This window comes from Nocardioides sp. (genome assembly GCF_035703625.1).
Taxonomy (GTDB): Bacteria; Actinomycetota; Actinomycetes; order Propionibacteriales; family Nocardioidaceae; genus Nocardioides.
Map to the genome: position 1 here is coordinate 23,540 of NZ_DASSXS010000121.1, position 14,192 is coordinate 37,731.

Here is a 14,192-nt window from a genome sequence, read left to right on the forward strand (position 1 = left end):
CAAAGGAGTCGTCGCACATGTGGTCCTCACGCCTGCTGTCCGCCGCCGTGGCCGGGCTCGTCCTGGCCCTGCCCCTTGCCTCCGCTCCCGCTGCGGGGGTACCGACCGACTCCACGCCGACCGAGGCGCGGTTCGTCGAGCTCAAGGCACCGCAACCCGACTGGTACACGCCCGCGCTGCATGACCGGGTGATGGCCGCTGCGGCCCGCGGCGAGGGCGTGCCCGTCCCCGAGGGGGTCGACTACGACGCCTCCGGGCTGGCCTTCACCGGGATCCGTCCCGGTGCGTGGATCATCGCCCCGTCGGGCTGCACCACCAACTTCGTGTTCGGCTCCGGCCGTGACTACTTCATCGGCACCGCCGGGCACTGCGCCGAGGTCGGCGACGAGGTCACCCTGATCGCGGCGCCGGGCGTCCTGATGAACATCGGCCGCACCGTCAAGAGCGTCGACAGGGGTGTCGGCAACGACTTCGCCCTGATCGACGTGCGGCCCTCCATGGAGCAGTACGTCAACCCGTCGATGACCTACTTCGGCGGCCCGACCGGGGTGGGTAGCCCCCAGCCGACCGACGTCGTCGAGCACGCCGGCCACGGCCTGGTGATCGGCACCGGAGGAACTCCCCGGGCCGGCGTGGTGGTCTACCGGGGCAACGGCGACGGTGGAGACGCCTTCGCCTGGGTCGGGGCCGCGAGCCCGGGAGACTCGGGCTCTGCCGTGCGCCTCGCCAACGGTCAGGCGGCAGGCGACCTGACCCACATCGTCGTCGGCGGCCCCTACGTCCCGGGGGACGTCGCCGGCACCACGATCGAGCGGATGCTGCGGATCGCCGGCAAGCCGCTCGCCACCGCCCCGGACGGGCCCGACCCGACGTCCTGATGGATTGGTTCTGACGCCGGCCTTGGGGGCGGGGGTGTTGCCGTTTGGTACCAAACGGCAACACCCCCGGGGCCGAACTCGCTGATTTCGCCCAATCGAGACGGTTCGACGGCCGCCAGCTGTCCACAGGCGCACCTGCCGGTCGGGTTATCCCGAGCGAGCCACTCAGCCATCCTGCCCGGCCGGGATCCGCGGATCATCCTCTACGTGAACGACGACCGTGAGCGGATGATCGACGACCTTGAGCCGATTCGCGGGAACGTGAGAGCTGCGGGGTTCCGAAGGCTCAGCCACGGCCTCTATCTCCCGCTCGCCCCTGACCGCGATACCCGGCATGAGCATCGGCGTGACCTGGCTGCCTGGCGGCTCGTGCTGCCGTCGGATGCGGTGTTCACCCACATCACTGCTGCAGAGTTGTGCGGTTGGTGGTTGCCGATGCTTCCCCGGTTCGTGCCGGTGTTCGCCACCACCGGGTCCAGCGGCAACGTTCCGAGAAGGGCAGGGTTGATCTGCTCCCGGCTCCCGCGCAGTGCCGGGACAGGGCTGGTCGATGGACTTCCTGTGGACTCTCCCCAGGAAGTCCTGCTTCGCGCCGCTCGAGACCTGGCCCTCCTCGACCTCGTGGTCATGGTCGACTCCGCACTCCGTGTCGGCCATGTGAATGAGGAGGGTCTTGACGAGTACTGCCACTCCGGCCGGCCCGGGTCACGTCGCCTCAGACTCGCGGCCGCCATGAGCGATGCGAGGTCGGAGTCCCCTTGGGAGACCATGCTCCGCCTGTTTCACGCCGCCATGGACATCGATGTGGAGCCGCAGTTCGATGTGGTGGACGACGGCGGTCGGTTCTCAGCGAGGGTCGATCTGTGGGTGAGGGGCACCCCGTTCGTCCACGAGTACGACGGGGACGAACACGAGAAAGCGCCCCGGCGCAAGGCAGATCTGCGGCGCGCCAGGCGGCTGTTGGACGCGGGACTCGAACGCCGCGGCTATGTCGCCGACGACCTGCTCAACCATGCGGGAGCGATGCTGCAGGAGATGGACCGCGAGCTGGGTCGGCGGCATCGCCCGGCCAGGTTGCGAAGGTGGTACGCCTTGGTCCGGGATTCCTCGTACTCCGCGGCGGGGCGTCGGCGGCTGCAGAACCGCTGGCTGAAGGTCAACGGGTTCGGCACCAATTGGGGGCAAACGGCATGACAGCGAGGCGCAATATCGCCGTTTGGCACCAAACGGCAACGCGCAGACCCCCGATGCTGCCCCCGGGATGACCGTCGTACGCCTAGGCTGGCTGTCGTGGACCGGCGGATCTTCGGCATCGAGAACGAGTACGGCGTCACGTGCACGTTCCGGGGACAGCGCCGCCTGAGTCCCGACGAGGTGGCGCGCTACCTCTTCCGGAAGGTCGTCAGCTGGGGGCGCAGCAGCAACGTCTTCCTGCGCAACGGCGCCCGGCTCTACCTCGACGTCGGGAGCCACCCCGAGTACGCCACCCCCGAGTGCGACGACGTGACGGAGCTCGTCGCGCACGACAAGGCGGGGGAGCGGGTGCTCGAGGGGCTGCTGCTCGACGCCGAGCAGCGCCTGCACGACGAGGGCATCGCCGGCGAGATCTACCTGTTCAAGAACAACACCGACTCGGCGGGCAACTCCTACGGCTGCCACGAGAACTACCTCGTCGGCCGGGCCGGCGAGTTCACCCGCCTCGCCGACGTGCTGATCCCGTTCCTGGTGACCCGCCAGATCGTCGTGGGCGCCGGCAAGATCACCCAGACCCCGCGCGGAGCGACCTACAGCGTCTCCCAGCGCGCGGAGCACATCTGGGAGGGCGTCTCCAGCGCCACGACCCGCAGCCGCCCCATCATCAACACCCGCGACGAGCCGCACGCCGACGCGGAGAAGTACCGCCGTCTCCACGTGATCGTCGGCGACTCCAACATGAGCGAGACGACGACCCTGCTGAAGGTGGCCAGCTGCGACCTGGTCCTCCGGATGATCGAGGAGGGCGTCGTCATGCGGGACCTCACGATGGAGAACCCGATCCGGGCGATCCGCGAGATCTCCCACGACGTCACCGGCCGGCGCAAGGTGCGCCTGGCCAACGGCCGCGAGGCCAGCGCCCTCGACATCCAGCAGGAGTACCTCTCGAAGGCCAGGGACTTCGTCGACCGCCGCGGCATCTCGACCCCCGTCATCGAGCAGACCCTCGACCTGTGGGAGCGCGGCCTGAAGGCCGTCGAGTCCGACGACCTCGGCCTCGTCGACCGCGAGATCGACTGGGTCATCAAGTGGAAGCTGATCGACCGCTACCGCGCCAAGCACGGTCTCCCGCTGGGTCACCCCCGCATCGCCCAGCTCGACCTGGCCTACCACGACATCCACCGCGGACGCGGTCTCTACTACCTGCTGGAGAAGCGGGGCGCCGTCGCCCGGGTCAGCTCCGACCTCAAGGTCTTCGAGGCCAAGTCGATCCCTCCCCAGTCCACACGCGCCCGCCTGCGCGGCGAGTTCATCCGCAAGGCCCAGGAGCGGCGCCGCGACTTCACCGTCGACTGGGTGCACCTCAAGCTCAACGACCAGGCGCAGCGCACGGTGCTCTGCAAGGACCCCTTCCGGGCGTACGACGAGCGGGTGCAGCGCCTCATCGACGGCATGTGAGGGTCGCCGGATAGGGTGACCGGGCTGTCCCGAAGTCCTGAAGGTGTTGATGAAACCCGTGTTCCGACGTACCCGACGCGTCCTCCCGCTCCTGCTCGTCGCAACGCTCGGCCTCGGCCTGGCGTCCTGCGGCGACGACGAGCCCTCCTCGTCCAGCAGCAGCAACGACAACCTCGACTCGGTCTCGGTGGAGGGCGAGGTCGGCACCGAGCCGAAGGTCACCTTCGACGGCAAGGTCGACGTCAGCGAGATCACCACGGAGGTGCTGACCGAGGGTGACGGGCCGGAGCTCGCGACCGGCGACCAGGTGCTGTCCCACCTGTGGATCGGCAACGGCTTCACCGAGGAGAAGGCGTTCTCGACCTACGACGCCGAGAAGCCCGAGCTGCTCACCGTGGACGAGCAGCAGCTCAGCCCGCTGTTCATCGAGGCCGTCGACGGCCAGACCGTCGGCTCGCGGGTGATGGTGGCTGCTCCCGCGTCCGAGGCGTTCGGCGAGCAGGGCAACCCGGAGCTCGGCATCGGCAACAAGGACACCGTGGTCGTGGTCGTCGACCTGATGAGCGACGTGCTCGAGGAGCCCAGCGGACAGTCGGCCAAGCCGCCGTCCTGGGTCCCGGACCTCGTCGAGAAGGACGGCGTCCCCACCGGCTTCGACTTCAAGGGCGTCCCCGAGCCCAACGGCCAGCTCCGCAGCGCGGACCTGGTGAAGGGCGACGGCGCGAAGGTCGAGAAGGGCCAGACCATCGTGGTCAACTACCTCGGCCAGGTCTTCGGCGGCAAGCAGCCCTTCGACGAGAGCTTCAGCGGGGATCCCACCAGCTTCCAGATCGGGGTGGGTGCCGTGGTCCCGGGCTGGGACAAGACCCTCGTCGGGACGAACGTGGGCTCCCGGGTCGTGCTCGCCATCCCGCCGGAGGACGGCTACGGCAAGCAGGGCAACCCCCAGGCCGGCATCAAGGGCGACGACACGCTCTACTTCGTCGTCGACGTCCTCGCGGCCGGCTGACCGGCCCCGGGGGAGTGACATGGCGACGGAGAAGGCCGAGCGGCTGCTCAACCTGTTGATCATGCTGCTCGTCCAGCGGCACTACGTGCCCAAGGACCGGATCCGGTCGATCCTGTACCCCGGCTCCTCCGACGAGGCGTTCGAGAAGATGTTCGAGCGCGACAAGGACGACCTGCGCAGCATCGGGGTGCCGATCGAGGTCGGCCAGATGGACTCGTACTTCGACGACGAGCCGGGCTACCGGGTGCGGGCCGACGAGCTCCAGCTGCCGCGGATCGAGCTGGCGGCCGACGAGGCCGCCGTGATCGGCCTCGCGACCCGGGTGTGGGGCCACGCGCGGCTCGCGGAGGCCACCACCGAGGCGGTGCGCAAGCTCACCGCGTTCGGGCTGCCCGTCGACGTCTCCGCCCTCGACATCGTGGAGCCACGACTGGTCGCCGAGGAGCCGTCCTTCGACGTCTTCTGGGAGGCCAGCCAGGAGCGCACCCCGGTGGAGTTCGACTACCTCCGGTCCGGGCAGGCCGAGCCGGCGACCCGCCACCTCCAGCCCTGGGGCGTGGTCCGCTACTCCGGCCGCTGGTACGCCGTCGGCTTCGACACCGACCGGGGGGAGGAGCGGGTGTTCCGGCTCTCCCGGGTCCAGGGCCAGGCCCGCAGGACCGGACATCCCGGGTCCTACGACGTCCCCGCCGACGTCGACATCCGCGACGTCACCCGCCGCCTGGCGCCGGCACCGGTCGCGGAGCCGGTCACCGTGCTGGCCCGGGCCGGAACCGGTCACGCCCTCCGCCGCAGCGCGGACGCCGTCGAGACCGGCGTCGCGGGCCCCGACGACACCACGACCTGGGACCGGCTGACCCTGGAGCGCGGGGGAGTGGCGCTCGCCGACGAGCTGCTGTCCTACGGCGCCGACGTCTACGTCGAGTCCCCGGCAGCGTTGCGCGAGGCGATGGTGTCCAGGCTGGCCGCCGTCCTCGAAGGGGCGACCTCATGAGCGCGGCATCGCCGGGCTCGGCGAAGGACCAGGTGGTCCGGCTGCTCAGGCTGGTGCCCTACCTCTACGCGCGCGGCACCGTCCGGGTGGACGAGGCGGCCGCCGACCTCGGGGTGAGCCCCGCACGGCTGGTCTCCGACCTGAAGGTGCTGTTCATGTGCGGACTCCCCGGCGGGTATCCCGACGACCTGATCGACGTCGACCTCGACGCGCTCGAGGGCGAGGATGCCGACGGCGTGATCCGGGTCTCCAACGCCGACTACCTCGCGCGTCCGCTCCAGCTCTCGCCGACCGAGGCGACGGCCGTGATCGTGGCCCTGCGGGCCCTGCGGGACGGTGCGGGGGAGGCGACCCGGGAGATCGTCGACCGCACCGTCGCCAAGCTCGAGACGGCGGTGCACGGCGCAGCCGAGCCGCTGGTCGATCCCGGCACCGGCACGGGAGCCGACGCCCTCGGCGCCCGGTTCCGCGCTCCGCTCGAGGAGGCCACCGCGCAGGCCCGTCAGGTGCGCCTGACCTACTGGGTGCCCTCGCGCGACGACGTCACGGACCGGGTGGTCGACCCGCGCGGCATCGTCACCGCCCACGGGCTCACCTACCTCGACGCCTGGTGCCACACCGCGCAGGCGCCTCGGCTCTTCCGGCTGGACCGGATCCAGGACGCGGAGGTCCTCGATTCCTCGATCCAGACCCCCGCGGAGCCTCCCCGGGACCTGGCCGAGGGCATGTTCCAGCACTCCGCCGACACCTCCCTCGCGACGCTCCGACTGGCTCCACCCGCCCGCTGGGTCGTCGAGTACTACCCCGTCGAGGACGTCCGGACGCTGCCCGACGGCGACCTGGAGGTCGATCTCGTGCTGGCCGACGAGCGCTGGCTGCGCCGGCTCCTGCTGCGCCTGGCCCCCCACGCCCGGGTGGTCGCGCCCGCAGCGGTCGCCGAGTCGTTCACCGCGGCTGCACGGGAAGCCCACACCCTGTACACCTGACCGGCGTACGATGGACGTCGACGCCCCAACCGATGTGAGGAAGCCATGACGAACACGCTCGTCGCCATCCCCGGCGGCTGGGAGCTGGTGCTGATCGTTCTCGTGATCCTGCTGCTCTTCGGCGCCAAGAAGCTCCCCGAGCTGGCCCGCGGCACGGGCAGGGCGCTGCGCATCTTCAAGACCGAGACCAAGGGACTCGGCGACGATGACGACGACGTCTCGGACAGCCAGAAGACCCCGGAGCAGAAGGAGCTGGAGGCGCGGCGCGAGCAGTCCGACCCGATCGTGCGCGAGCAGCGCGACGGCACCACCGGCTGACCCGGTAGCCGGTGTCAGTCTCCGGAATCCTCCAGCTCTTCGCAGGGAGGCCCCGCCACCCGATCGGCGCGGACGGCAGGATGGCGCTGTCCGACCACCTCCGCGAGCTGCAGGCACGCCTGCTCAAGAGCGCGGTGGTCATCCTGCTCGGCCTGGTCGTCTCGCTGTTCTTCTTCGACGAGATCTTCGATCTGGTGTTGACGCCCTACCTCTCGGCCGCGGAGGCCCTCGGCGCGGACGTCTCCACGGTGCCCACGATCGGTGGCGCCGGCGGTCCGCTGATGCTGCACCTCAAGCTCTGCGGACTGGTCGGGCTGGTCGCGACCAGCCCGTTCTGGCTCTACCAGATCTGGGCCTTCATCCTCCCCGGCCTGCACTCCCGCGAGCGCCGGTGGACCCGGGTGTTCGCGGCCATTGCCGGCCCGTTGTTCCTGAGCGGGGTGGTGGTGGGCTATCTGACCCTGCCCAAGGGTCTGGAGATCCTGATCGGCTTCACCCCCGATGCCCTGACCAACCTCGTCGAGTTCGGCGACTACCTGACCTTCCTCATCCGGACGCTCCTGGTGTTCGGGATCGCGTTCGAGATCCCGGTCTTCGTGATCCTGCTCAACCTGGCGGGTGTCCTGAGCGGCGCAGCCCTCGGCGCACACCGACCCTGGATCGTCATCGGCACGTTCGTGTTCGCCGCGGTGGCGACGCCGTCCACCGACCCGTTCACGATGTTGATCCTGGCGATCCCGATGCTGATCCTGTTCGGGATCTCCGAGGTGATCTGCCGGCTCCTGGACCGCCGGCGTCGCGAGCGGGACGAGCAGGCCGGGGTCGGCGACGACGAGCTGTCGCCGCTGTGACCGAGCACCTGGCCGACCTCGACCCGTTCGACCTCCCCGACTGGCTCGGGGAGGGTGCGGTCACGTGGGCCGCCGAGACCGGCGTACGCCGGGGGCACCGGATAGCGGGCCGCCTCACCGGCCAGCTGGCCGAGGGGCACCAGGAGCTGCCCTGCGACCTGCTGGCCGTCGACGAGGCGCATCCCGTCCCGGTGGCCGACGAGCCGACGAGGACGCGCGCCCACCTGGCCTGGCGCCACGGACAGATCCTGCTGCTCTCCGACGACGACCACGTGGTCCTCGCGGTGCCGGGCTCCGGATTCACCGCCGACCTCGTGCTCGACGCGCTGGGCCGGCTCGCCAAGGCCGTCGGCGCCTCGCCCGACAACTACGTCGCGCTGCTACGGATCGGTTCGGACCGTCGATAGGGTCGGGGCCGTGCCCGGAGACTCGCGCGAGATCGCGCTGCTGACCAACCCCACCGCGGGCAAGGGCCGGGGAGCCAGGTCACGGGACCTCGCCCTTCCCCGGCTGCGGGCGGCCGGCTTCGTGGTCCGCAACCTCGAAGGACGCGACGCCGACGAGGCCCTCGACCTGGCTCGGCAGTGCGTCGCCGACGGCGTCGAGGCCCTGGTGGTGTGCGGGGGCGACGGGATGGTCCACATCGGCACCCAGGCGGTGGCCAACACGCCCACCCACCTCGGCATCATCCCGGCCGGCACGGGCAACGACGTGGCGCGCTACTTCGACATCCCGCGCCAGGACCCGCTCGCCGCGGCCGACCGCGTGATCGCGTCGCACACCAGACGGATCGACCTCGCCCGCAGCGGATCGAAGTACTACGTCACGGTCCTCGCCGCGGGCTTCGACGCCGTCGTCAACGAGCGGGCCAACCGGATGTCCTGGCCGCGCGGGCAGATGCGCTACAACCTGGCGACCCTGGCCGAGCTGCGCACCTTCGAGCCACTGCCGTACGCCCTCGAGCTGGACGGCCGCAGCCTCCGGCTCGACGCCATGCTCGTCGCCGTGGGCAACGGAGCGTCGTTCGGCGGTGGGCTGCGCATCACCGAGGGGGCGAGTCTCGACGACGGCCTGCTCGACGTGGTGATCATCAAGCCGATGAGCAAGCCCGGGCTCGTGCGGACCTACCCCAAGCTCTTCAAGGGCACCCATGTCACCCATCCGCAGTACGAGCACCACCTCGTCCGCACGGTCACCGTCGCGGCGCCGGGGATCGTGTCCTACGCCGACGGCGAGCGCTTCGGGGCCCTCCCGCTCACCATCGAGGCCGCGCCGGGAGCGCTGAGTGTCCTTGCCTGAGCTGCTCGACGAATTCGCCGCCCTCTACGACTTCCCGCTCGACGACTTCCAGGTCCGCGCCTGCCGCGAGATCGAGGCCGGGAGCGGCGTGCTGGTGGCCGCCCCGACCGGCTCGGGGAAGACGATCGTCGGCGAGTTCGCCGTGCACCTGGGGCTGAGGACGGGGCGCAAGTGCTTCTACACGACCCCGATCAAGGCGCTGTCGAACCAGAAGTACGCCGACCTCGTCGCCCGGTACGGCTCCGACCGGGTCGGCCTGCTGACCGGCGACCACACGGTCAACGGCGAGGCCCCGATCGTGGTGATGACCACCGAGGTCCTGCGCAACATGCTCTACGCGGGCTCCCGCACCCTGCTCGGCCTCGGCTTCGTGGTGATGGACGAGGTCCACTACCTCGCGGACCGGGAGCGGGGCGCGGTCTGGGAGGAGGTGATCATCCACCTCCCGGAGTCGGTGGCCCTGATCTCCCTGTCGGCGACCGTCTCCAACGCCGAGGAGTTCGGGGAGTGGCTGGCCACGGTCCGCGGCTCGACGGGCACCATCGTGGAGGAGAAGCGGCCGGTGCCGCTGTACCAGCACGTGATCGCCGGCCGGCGCCTCCTCGACCTGTTCGCCGGGTCCGATGTCGACGCCTCCGCGGGGTTCGTGCGTGAGGGCGCCCCGGTCAACGACGAGCTGCTCAAGCTCGCCCGCGACGACTGGGCCAGCTCGCGGATGAAGGACCGCAGGTCGCCCCGGGGACGATCGAGCACCGGCGGTCGCCCGGCAACCGGGGGGCGCGCCGGCGGACGCCGCCAGGTCGGCAACGGCCGGCGCGTGTGGATCCCCAGCCGGGTCGACGTCCTCGACCGACTGGACCGGGAGGGACTGCTGCCGGCGATCGTCTTCATCTTCAGCCGGGTCGGGTGCGACGCAGCCGTCACCCAGTGCCTGAACGCCCGGGTACGGCTGACCACCCCGGAGGAGCGGGACACGATCTACCAGTTCGTCGAGGAGAGCTGCCGGCACCTGCCCGAGGCCGACCTCGACGTCCTGGGGTACGACGACTTCCTCGACGGCCTGACCCGCGGCGTGGCCGCCCACCACGCCGGCATGCTCCCGGCCTTCAAGCAGTGCGTCGAGCAGCTCTTCGTCCGCGGCCTCTGCAAGGCCGTCTTCGCCACCGAGACCCTGGCTCTCGGCATCAACATGCCGGCGCGGACCGTGGTGATCGAGAAGCTGAGCAAGTGGAACGGCGAGACCCACGCCGACATCACGCCGGGGGAGTACACCCAGCTCACCGGGCGCGCGGGTCGCCGCGGGCTCGACGTGGAGGGCCACGGGGTGGTGCTCTGGCAGCCGGGGCTGAACCCCCGGGAGCTGGCAGGGCTCGCGTCGACCCGCACCTATCCGCTGCGATCGTCCTTCCGGCCGTCGTACAACATGGCGGTCAACCTGGTGCACCAGTTCGGCCGGGAGACCACGCGCGAGCTCCTCGAGCAGTCGTTCGCGCAGTTCCAGGCCGACAAGGCCGTGGTCGGGCTGGCTCGTCAGCTGCGCAAGAGCGACGAGGCCCTCACCGGGTACGCCGAGGCGGCGACCTGCGACCGCGGCGACTTCATGGAGTACGCCAGGATCCGCCACCGGATCTCGGAGGTCGAGAAGCGGGCCGCGAAGGCGCGCCGGGCCGATCGGCGGGCCGACGCGCTGGACTCCCTGGCCCGGCTCAGGCCCGGGGACGTCATCGAGGTGCCCACCGGCAAGTTCGCCGGGTTCGCGGTCGTCGTCGACCCGGGGCTGTCCCGGGACGAGCCACGGCCCTACGTCGTGACCCTCGACCGGCAGGCCCGGCGACTGGGCATGATCGACTTCCCGACCCCGGTGCGGGCCCTGACCCGGGTGAAGGTGCCGCGCAACTTCAACGGCCGGAACCCGCAGATGCGGCGCGACCTGGCCTCGGCCCTGCGCACCAAGACCCGGGACCTGCCGCGGCCGTCGGAGGTTGAGCAGCGAGCGGAGCGAGCGTCGTCGAAACCCCGGAAGCATGGGCAGGGCCAGGACCCCTCCGACGAGGTCGCCGAGCTCCGCGCCGAGCTCCAGGCGCACCCCTGCCACGACTGCCCCGACCGCGAGGACCACGCCCGGTGGGCGGAGCGGTGGTTCAAGCTCGATCGCGACGCGGCGACGCTCCGGCACCGGATCGAGAAGCGGACCAACACCATCGCCCGTCAGTTCGACCGGGTGTGCGAGGTGCTCACCGCGCTGGGCTACCTCGACGGTGACACGGTCACCCCCCGCGGCGTCCACCTGCGCCGGATCTACTCCGACGTCGACCTGCTGGCCGCGGAGTCACTCCGCGCGGGCCTGTGGGACGACCTCGACGCCTCGGGACTGGCCGCGGCGCTCTCGATCCTGGTCTTCGAGGCCCGCCGCGCCGACGACGCGAGCTCGCCGCGCATCCCCGGCGGAGCGGTCAAGGCGGCGATCGGCCAGATGGTCCGGCTGTGGGGCGAGCTGCGCCGGCTGGAGGGCGACCACCACCTCGACTACCTGCGGCAGCCGGACCCCGGGTTCGCGTGGGCGGCGTACCGCTGGGCCGAGGGGGACGAGCTCGACTCGGTGCTCACCGAGGTCGACCTCGCCGCCGGTGACTTCGTGCGCTGGATGAAGCAGCTGCTCGACCTCACCGGGCAGGTCGCCGACGCGGCCGGCGACTCCCCCCTGCGCGAGACGGCCCGGGAAGCGGTGCGGCGGCTGCGGCGCGGGGTCGTCGCCTACTCCGGGCTCAGCGACTGAGGTCCGACGGCGCCAGGGGGACGATCCGGCTCTCCGGCGGTTCCTCCTGGCGCGGGCACGGTCCTGGTCGCCCACCGAGGTAGACGACCGGCAGGGTGCAGGCGGTGGCCCGGTCGGCTTCGGGGGAGCGGAGCGGCCCACAGGGCGTGCCGAGCCCGGACACGGCCGGCACCACGCAGCTCGGGTGCGGTTCGGCGAACGGGTCGAGGGGCACCACCGGGTCGACCCGCGCCTCGGCGGGGGCGGCCGGAAGCCCGATCAGGACGACGGCCGCCAGGGCCGTGAGCGCTGCTCCTCGCACACGCTCAGGGTACGCCGATCAGCCGCGCGCAGCCGCCGCGATCGCGTCGGCCACCGGAATGTTGCCACCGACCAGGTTCCACTGGCGCCGGTGCGTCCTCTCGTCGTCGAGGACCGCCGCCACGACCGCAGCCACGTCGGCCCGCGGGACCTCGGCGCGGCGGACCTCCTCGCCGAGAGCGACCAGGCCCGTGGGCGGGTCGTCGGTCAGTCGTCCGGGCCGCAGGATCGTCCAGTCCAGGGCGCTGAGCCGCAGTGCCTCGTCGGCGTCGCGCTTGGCCTCGACGTACGCCTTCCAGACGGGGGAGACGTCATCACCCACGGGCTCGTCGACGCTGATGGCGGAGACCTGCACGAACCGGGTGATGCCGGCGGCGTGGGCTCCCTCGATCGACTTCAGGCTGCCCTCGAGGTCGACGGTTCGCTTGCGCTCGATGTTGCCGTCCGGGCCACCCCCTGCGGCGAAGACGACCGCGTCACATCCGGCGAAGGCGTCCGCGAAGGCCGGGCCCGTGGCCCGCTCGATGTCGAGGAGGCGCACCTGGGCGCCGAGCTCCTCGAGGACGGCCCGCTGGTCGTCGCTGCGGACCAGCGCGACCGGGGTGCGTCCGGCCTCGACCAGGAGCGGGTGGAGGTGTCGGGCCACCTGTCCGTGGCCCCCGACGACGGCGACGTTGCTCATGGCGCCCACCGTACGACGGGTCAGCCGCCGTCCCCGGCGAGGGCCTGCCGCAGTCGCTCGACGGCGCTGGTGAGGGAGTAGCGGTCGGCCAGGTCGGCCAGCGCGTCCGGGTCGCGGGCGACGCGGGGGAGCGCGAGGTCGGCGTCGGCGAAGTCGATGTCGCGGGCCACCGCGACCACCGTCGGCGCCGCCTCGAGGTAGTCGGCGGCCGCCTTGATCTTGCCGCGAGGCCCGGGGCCCATGTCGCTGTCCGGGTCGTGCGCGGCCGTGACGATGCCGTCCATGTCGTCGAAGCGGTTGAGGAGGGTGGCGGCGGTCTTCTCGCCCACCCCGGCCACTCCGGGCAGTCCGTCGGAGCTGTCCCCGCGGAGGGTGGCGAAGTCGGCGTACTGGCGCGGCTCGATGTCGTACTTGGCGCGCACCCAGTCCCGGGTGACCCGTTCGTGGTTGCCGACCCCGCGGGCGATGTAGAGCACCCGCACGGCGGCCTCGTCGTCGACGAGCTGGAAGAGGTCGCGGTCGCCCGTGACGACGTCGACCGGCATCCCGGCGCCGGTGGCCAGGCTGCCGATCACGTCGTCCGCCTCGTAGCCGTCGGCCCCCAGCACGCAGATGCCGAACGCGTCGAGCACGTCGAGGATGATCGGGATCTGCACCTCGAGCGGGTCGGGGACCTCCTCCACGTCCGGGGCCTCCCCGGCGACCTCCTGCTCGACCCGGTGGGCCTTGTAGGAGGGGATCAGGTCGACCCGCCACTGCGGGCGCCAGTCGTTGTCCCAGCAGCACACCAGGTGCGTGGGCCGGTAGTCGCCCACCAGTCGGCTGATGAAGTCGAGAAGACCGCGTACGGCGTTGACCGGGGTGCCGTCGTCGGCGGTGATCTCGGGGACGCCGTAGAAGGCGCGGAAGTACATCGACGCGGTGTCCAGCAGCATCAGGCGCTCGCTCACGGGCGCATCCTGTCATGTCCGCCGCTGCCGCTAGATTGTCCGCGTGACGACGCCCGAGGTGGAGGACACCGACCGCCGCATCCTGAGCCTGCTCGCCGCCGACGGGCGGATGTCGTTCACCGACCTCGGCAAGGCCACCGGACTGTCCACCTCGGCCGTGCACCAGCGGGTCAAGCGCCTGGAGCAGCGGGGGCTCATCACCGGCTACACCGCCTCGGTCAGCCACGACGAGCTCGGCCTGCCGCTGACGGCGTTCATCTCGATCATCCCCAACGACCCCTCGCAGCCCGACGACTACCCCGACCGGCTCCGCGACATCCCCGAGATCGAGTCGTGCTGGTCGGTCGCCGGCGTCGAGTCCTACATCCTCAAGATCCGGGTGGCCACGCCGGCCGACCTCGAGGACCTGCTCGCCCGGATCCGCAGCGCCGCCAACGTGGCCACGCGGACCACGATCGTGCTGTCCACGCCCTACGAGAACCGCCCCGTCACCTGAG

Annotated in this window: 15 protein-coding genes; 12 read left to right on the forward strand and 3 right to left on the reverse strand. The window is 71.2% G+C overall.

Annotated elements, in window-relative coordinates; genetic code table 11:
• Positions 1-17 precede the first annotated feature (17 nt).
• The 11 genes from VFN12_RS06020 (at position 18) to VFN12_RS06070 (ending at position 11,763) form a co-directional block, all read left to right on the forward strand.
• Positions 18-878: a hypothetical protein gene (locus tag VFN12_RS06020; RefSeq protein ID WP_325117700.1), complete on the forward strand. Its 861-nt coding sequence runs from the start codon at positions 18-20 to the stop codon at positions 876-878.
• 207 nt (positions 879-1,085) lie between these two features.
• Positions 1,086-2,072 carry a hypothetical protein gene (locus tag VFN12_RS06025; RefSeq protein WP_325117701.1) on the forward strand — a complete coding sequence of 329 codons (987 nt, stop codon included), beginning with the start codon at positions 1,086-1,088 and terminating at the stop codon, positions 2,070-2,072.
• Positions 2,073-2,168: 96 nt separating this feature from the next.
• The gene (gene pafA, locus VFN12_RS06030) at positions 2,169-3,530 is read left to right on the forward strand and encodes a Pup--protein ligase (RefSeq protein WP_325117702.1); all 1,362 of its coding nucleotides are present in this window, start codon (positions 2,169-2,171) and stop codon (positions 3,528-3,530) included.
• 49 nt (positions 3,531-3,579) lie between these two features.
• Positions 3,580-4,539, forward strand: a complete 960-nt coding sequence (locus VFN12_RS06035; RefSeq protein ID WP_325117703.1) for an FKBP-type peptidyl-prolyl cis-trans isomerase — start codon at positions 3,580-3,582, stop codon at positions 4,537-4,539.
• A gap of 19 nt (positions 4,540-4,558) precedes the next feature.
• Positions 4,559-5,533, forward strand: a complete 975-nt coding sequence (locus VFN12_RS06040; protein ID WP_325117704.1) for a helix-turn-helix transcriptional regulator — start codon at positions 4,559-4,561, stop codon at positions 5,531-5,533.
• Positions 5,530-6,519, forward strand: coding sequence for a WYL domain-containing protein (locus VFN12_RS06045; RefSeq protein WP_325117705.1), 990 nt, complete (start codon positions 5,530-5,532; stop codon positions 6,517-6,519). The genes VFN12_RS06040 and VFN12_RS06045 overlap by 4 nt, the downstream gene beginning before the upstream one ends.
• A 45-nt stretch (positions 6,520-6,564) precedes the next feature.
• Positions 6,565-6,837 (forward strand): twin-arginine translocase TatA/TatE family subunit, encoded by a 273-nt coding sequence (tatA, locus tag VFN12_RS17560; RefSeq protein ID WP_349256022.1) that lies wholly within the window; start codon positions 6,565-6,567, stop codon positions 6,835-6,837.
• A gap of 80 nt (positions 6,838-6,917) precedes the next feature.
• Positions 6,918-7,688, forward strand: coding sequence for a twin-arginine translocase subunit TatC (gene tatC / locus VFN12_RS06055; RefSeq protein WP_325117706.1), 771 nt, complete (start codon positions 6,918-6,920; stop codon positions 7,686-7,688).
• On the forward strand, positions 7,685-8,095 hold the full coding sequence (locus VFN12_RS06060) for a hypothetical protein (protein ID WP_325117707.1): 411 nt from the start codon (positions 7,685-7,687) through the stop codon (positions 8,093-8,095). Before tatC ends, VFN12_RS06060 begins: the two co-directional genes overlap by 4 nt.
• Before the next feature lie 10 nt (positions 8,096-8,105).
• Positions 8,106-8,987: a diacylglycerol kinase gene (locus VFN12_RS06065; RefSeq protein WP_325117708.1), complete on the forward strand. Its 882-nt coding sequence runs from the start codon at positions 8,106-8,108 to the stop codon at positions 8,985-8,987.
• Positions 8,974-11,763, forward strand: a complete 2,790-nt coding sequence (locus tag VFN12_RS06070; protein WP_325117709.1) for a DEAD/DEAH box helicase — start codon at positions 8,974-8,976, stop codon at positions 11,761-11,763. The genes VFN12_RS06065 and VFN12_RS06070 overlap by 14 nt, the downstream gene beginning before the upstream one ends.
• Here the strand turns inward: VFN12_RS06070 and VFN12_RS06075 are convergent.
• The 3 genes from VFN12_RS06075 to VFN12_RS06085 are packed head-to-tail and all read right to left on the reverse strand — an operon-like array spanning position 11,753 to position 13,680.
• Positions 11,753-12,064 (reverse strand): hypothetical protein, encoded by a 312-nt coding sequence (locus tag VFN12_RS06075; protein WP_325117710.1) that lies wholly within the window; start codon positions 12,062-12,064, stop codon positions 11,753-11,755. The two genes, VFN12_RS06070 and VFN12_RS06075, sit on opposite strands and share 11 nt — an antisense overlap.
• A gap of 18 nt (positions 12,065-12,082) precedes the next feature.
• Positions 12,083-12,745 (reverse strand): SDR family oxidoreductase, encoded by a 663-nt coding sequence (locus VFN12_RS06080; protein ID WP_325117711.1) that lies wholly within the window; start codon positions 12,743-12,745, stop codon positions 12,083-12,085.
• Between the two features lie 20 nt (positions 12,746-12,765).
• Positions 12,766-13,680: a 5'-3' exonuclease gene (locus VFN12_RS06085; protein ID WP_414690012.1), complete on the reverse strand. Its 915-nt coding sequence runs from the start codon at positions 13,678-13,680 to the stop codon at positions 12,766-12,768.
• 73 nt (positions 13,681-13,753) lie between these two features.
• Here VFN12_RS06085 and VFN12_RS06090 point away from each other — a divergent pair, with 73 nt between their 5' ends.
• Entirely contained in the window at positions 13,754-14,191 is a 438-nt protein-coding gene (locus VFN12_RS06090; protein WP_325117713.1) for an Lrp/AsnC family transcriptional regulator, read from the forward strand.
• Position 14,192: the final 1 nt, after the last annotated feature.

Coding starts and splice junctions, on each gene's coding strand:
- tatA (WP_349256022.1), top strand. CDS start 6,565: ATGACGAACACGCTCGTCGCCATCCCCGGCGGCTGGGAGCTGGTGCTG.
- VFN12_RS06045 (WP_325117705.1), top strand. CDS start 5,530: ATGAGCGCGGCATCGCCGGGCTCGGCGAAGGACCAGGTGGTCCGGCTG.
- VFN12_RS06085 (WP_414690012.1), bottom strand. CDS start 13,680: ATGCTGCTGGACACCGCGTCGATGTACTTCCGCGCCTTCTACGGCGTC.
- VFN12_RS06080 (WP_325117711.1), bottom strand. CDS start 12,745: ATGAGCAACGTCGCCGTCGTCGGGGGCCACGGACAGGTGGCCCGACAC.
- tatC (WP_325117706.1), top strand. CDS start 6,918: ATGGCGCTGTCCGACCACCTCCGCGAGCTGCAGGCACGCCTGCTCAAG.
- VFN12_RS06035 (WP_325117703.1), top strand. CDS start 3,580: ATGAAACCCGTGTTCCGACGTACCCGACGCGTCCTCCCGCTCCTGCTC.
- VFN12_RS06040 (WP_325117704.1), top strand. CDS start 4,559: ATGGCGACGGAGAAGGCCGAGCGGCTGCTCAACCTGTTGATCATGCTG.
- VFN12_RS06020 (WP_325117700.1), top strand. CDS start 18: ATGTGGTCCTCACGCCTGCTGTCCGCCGCCGTGGCCGGGCTCGTCCTG.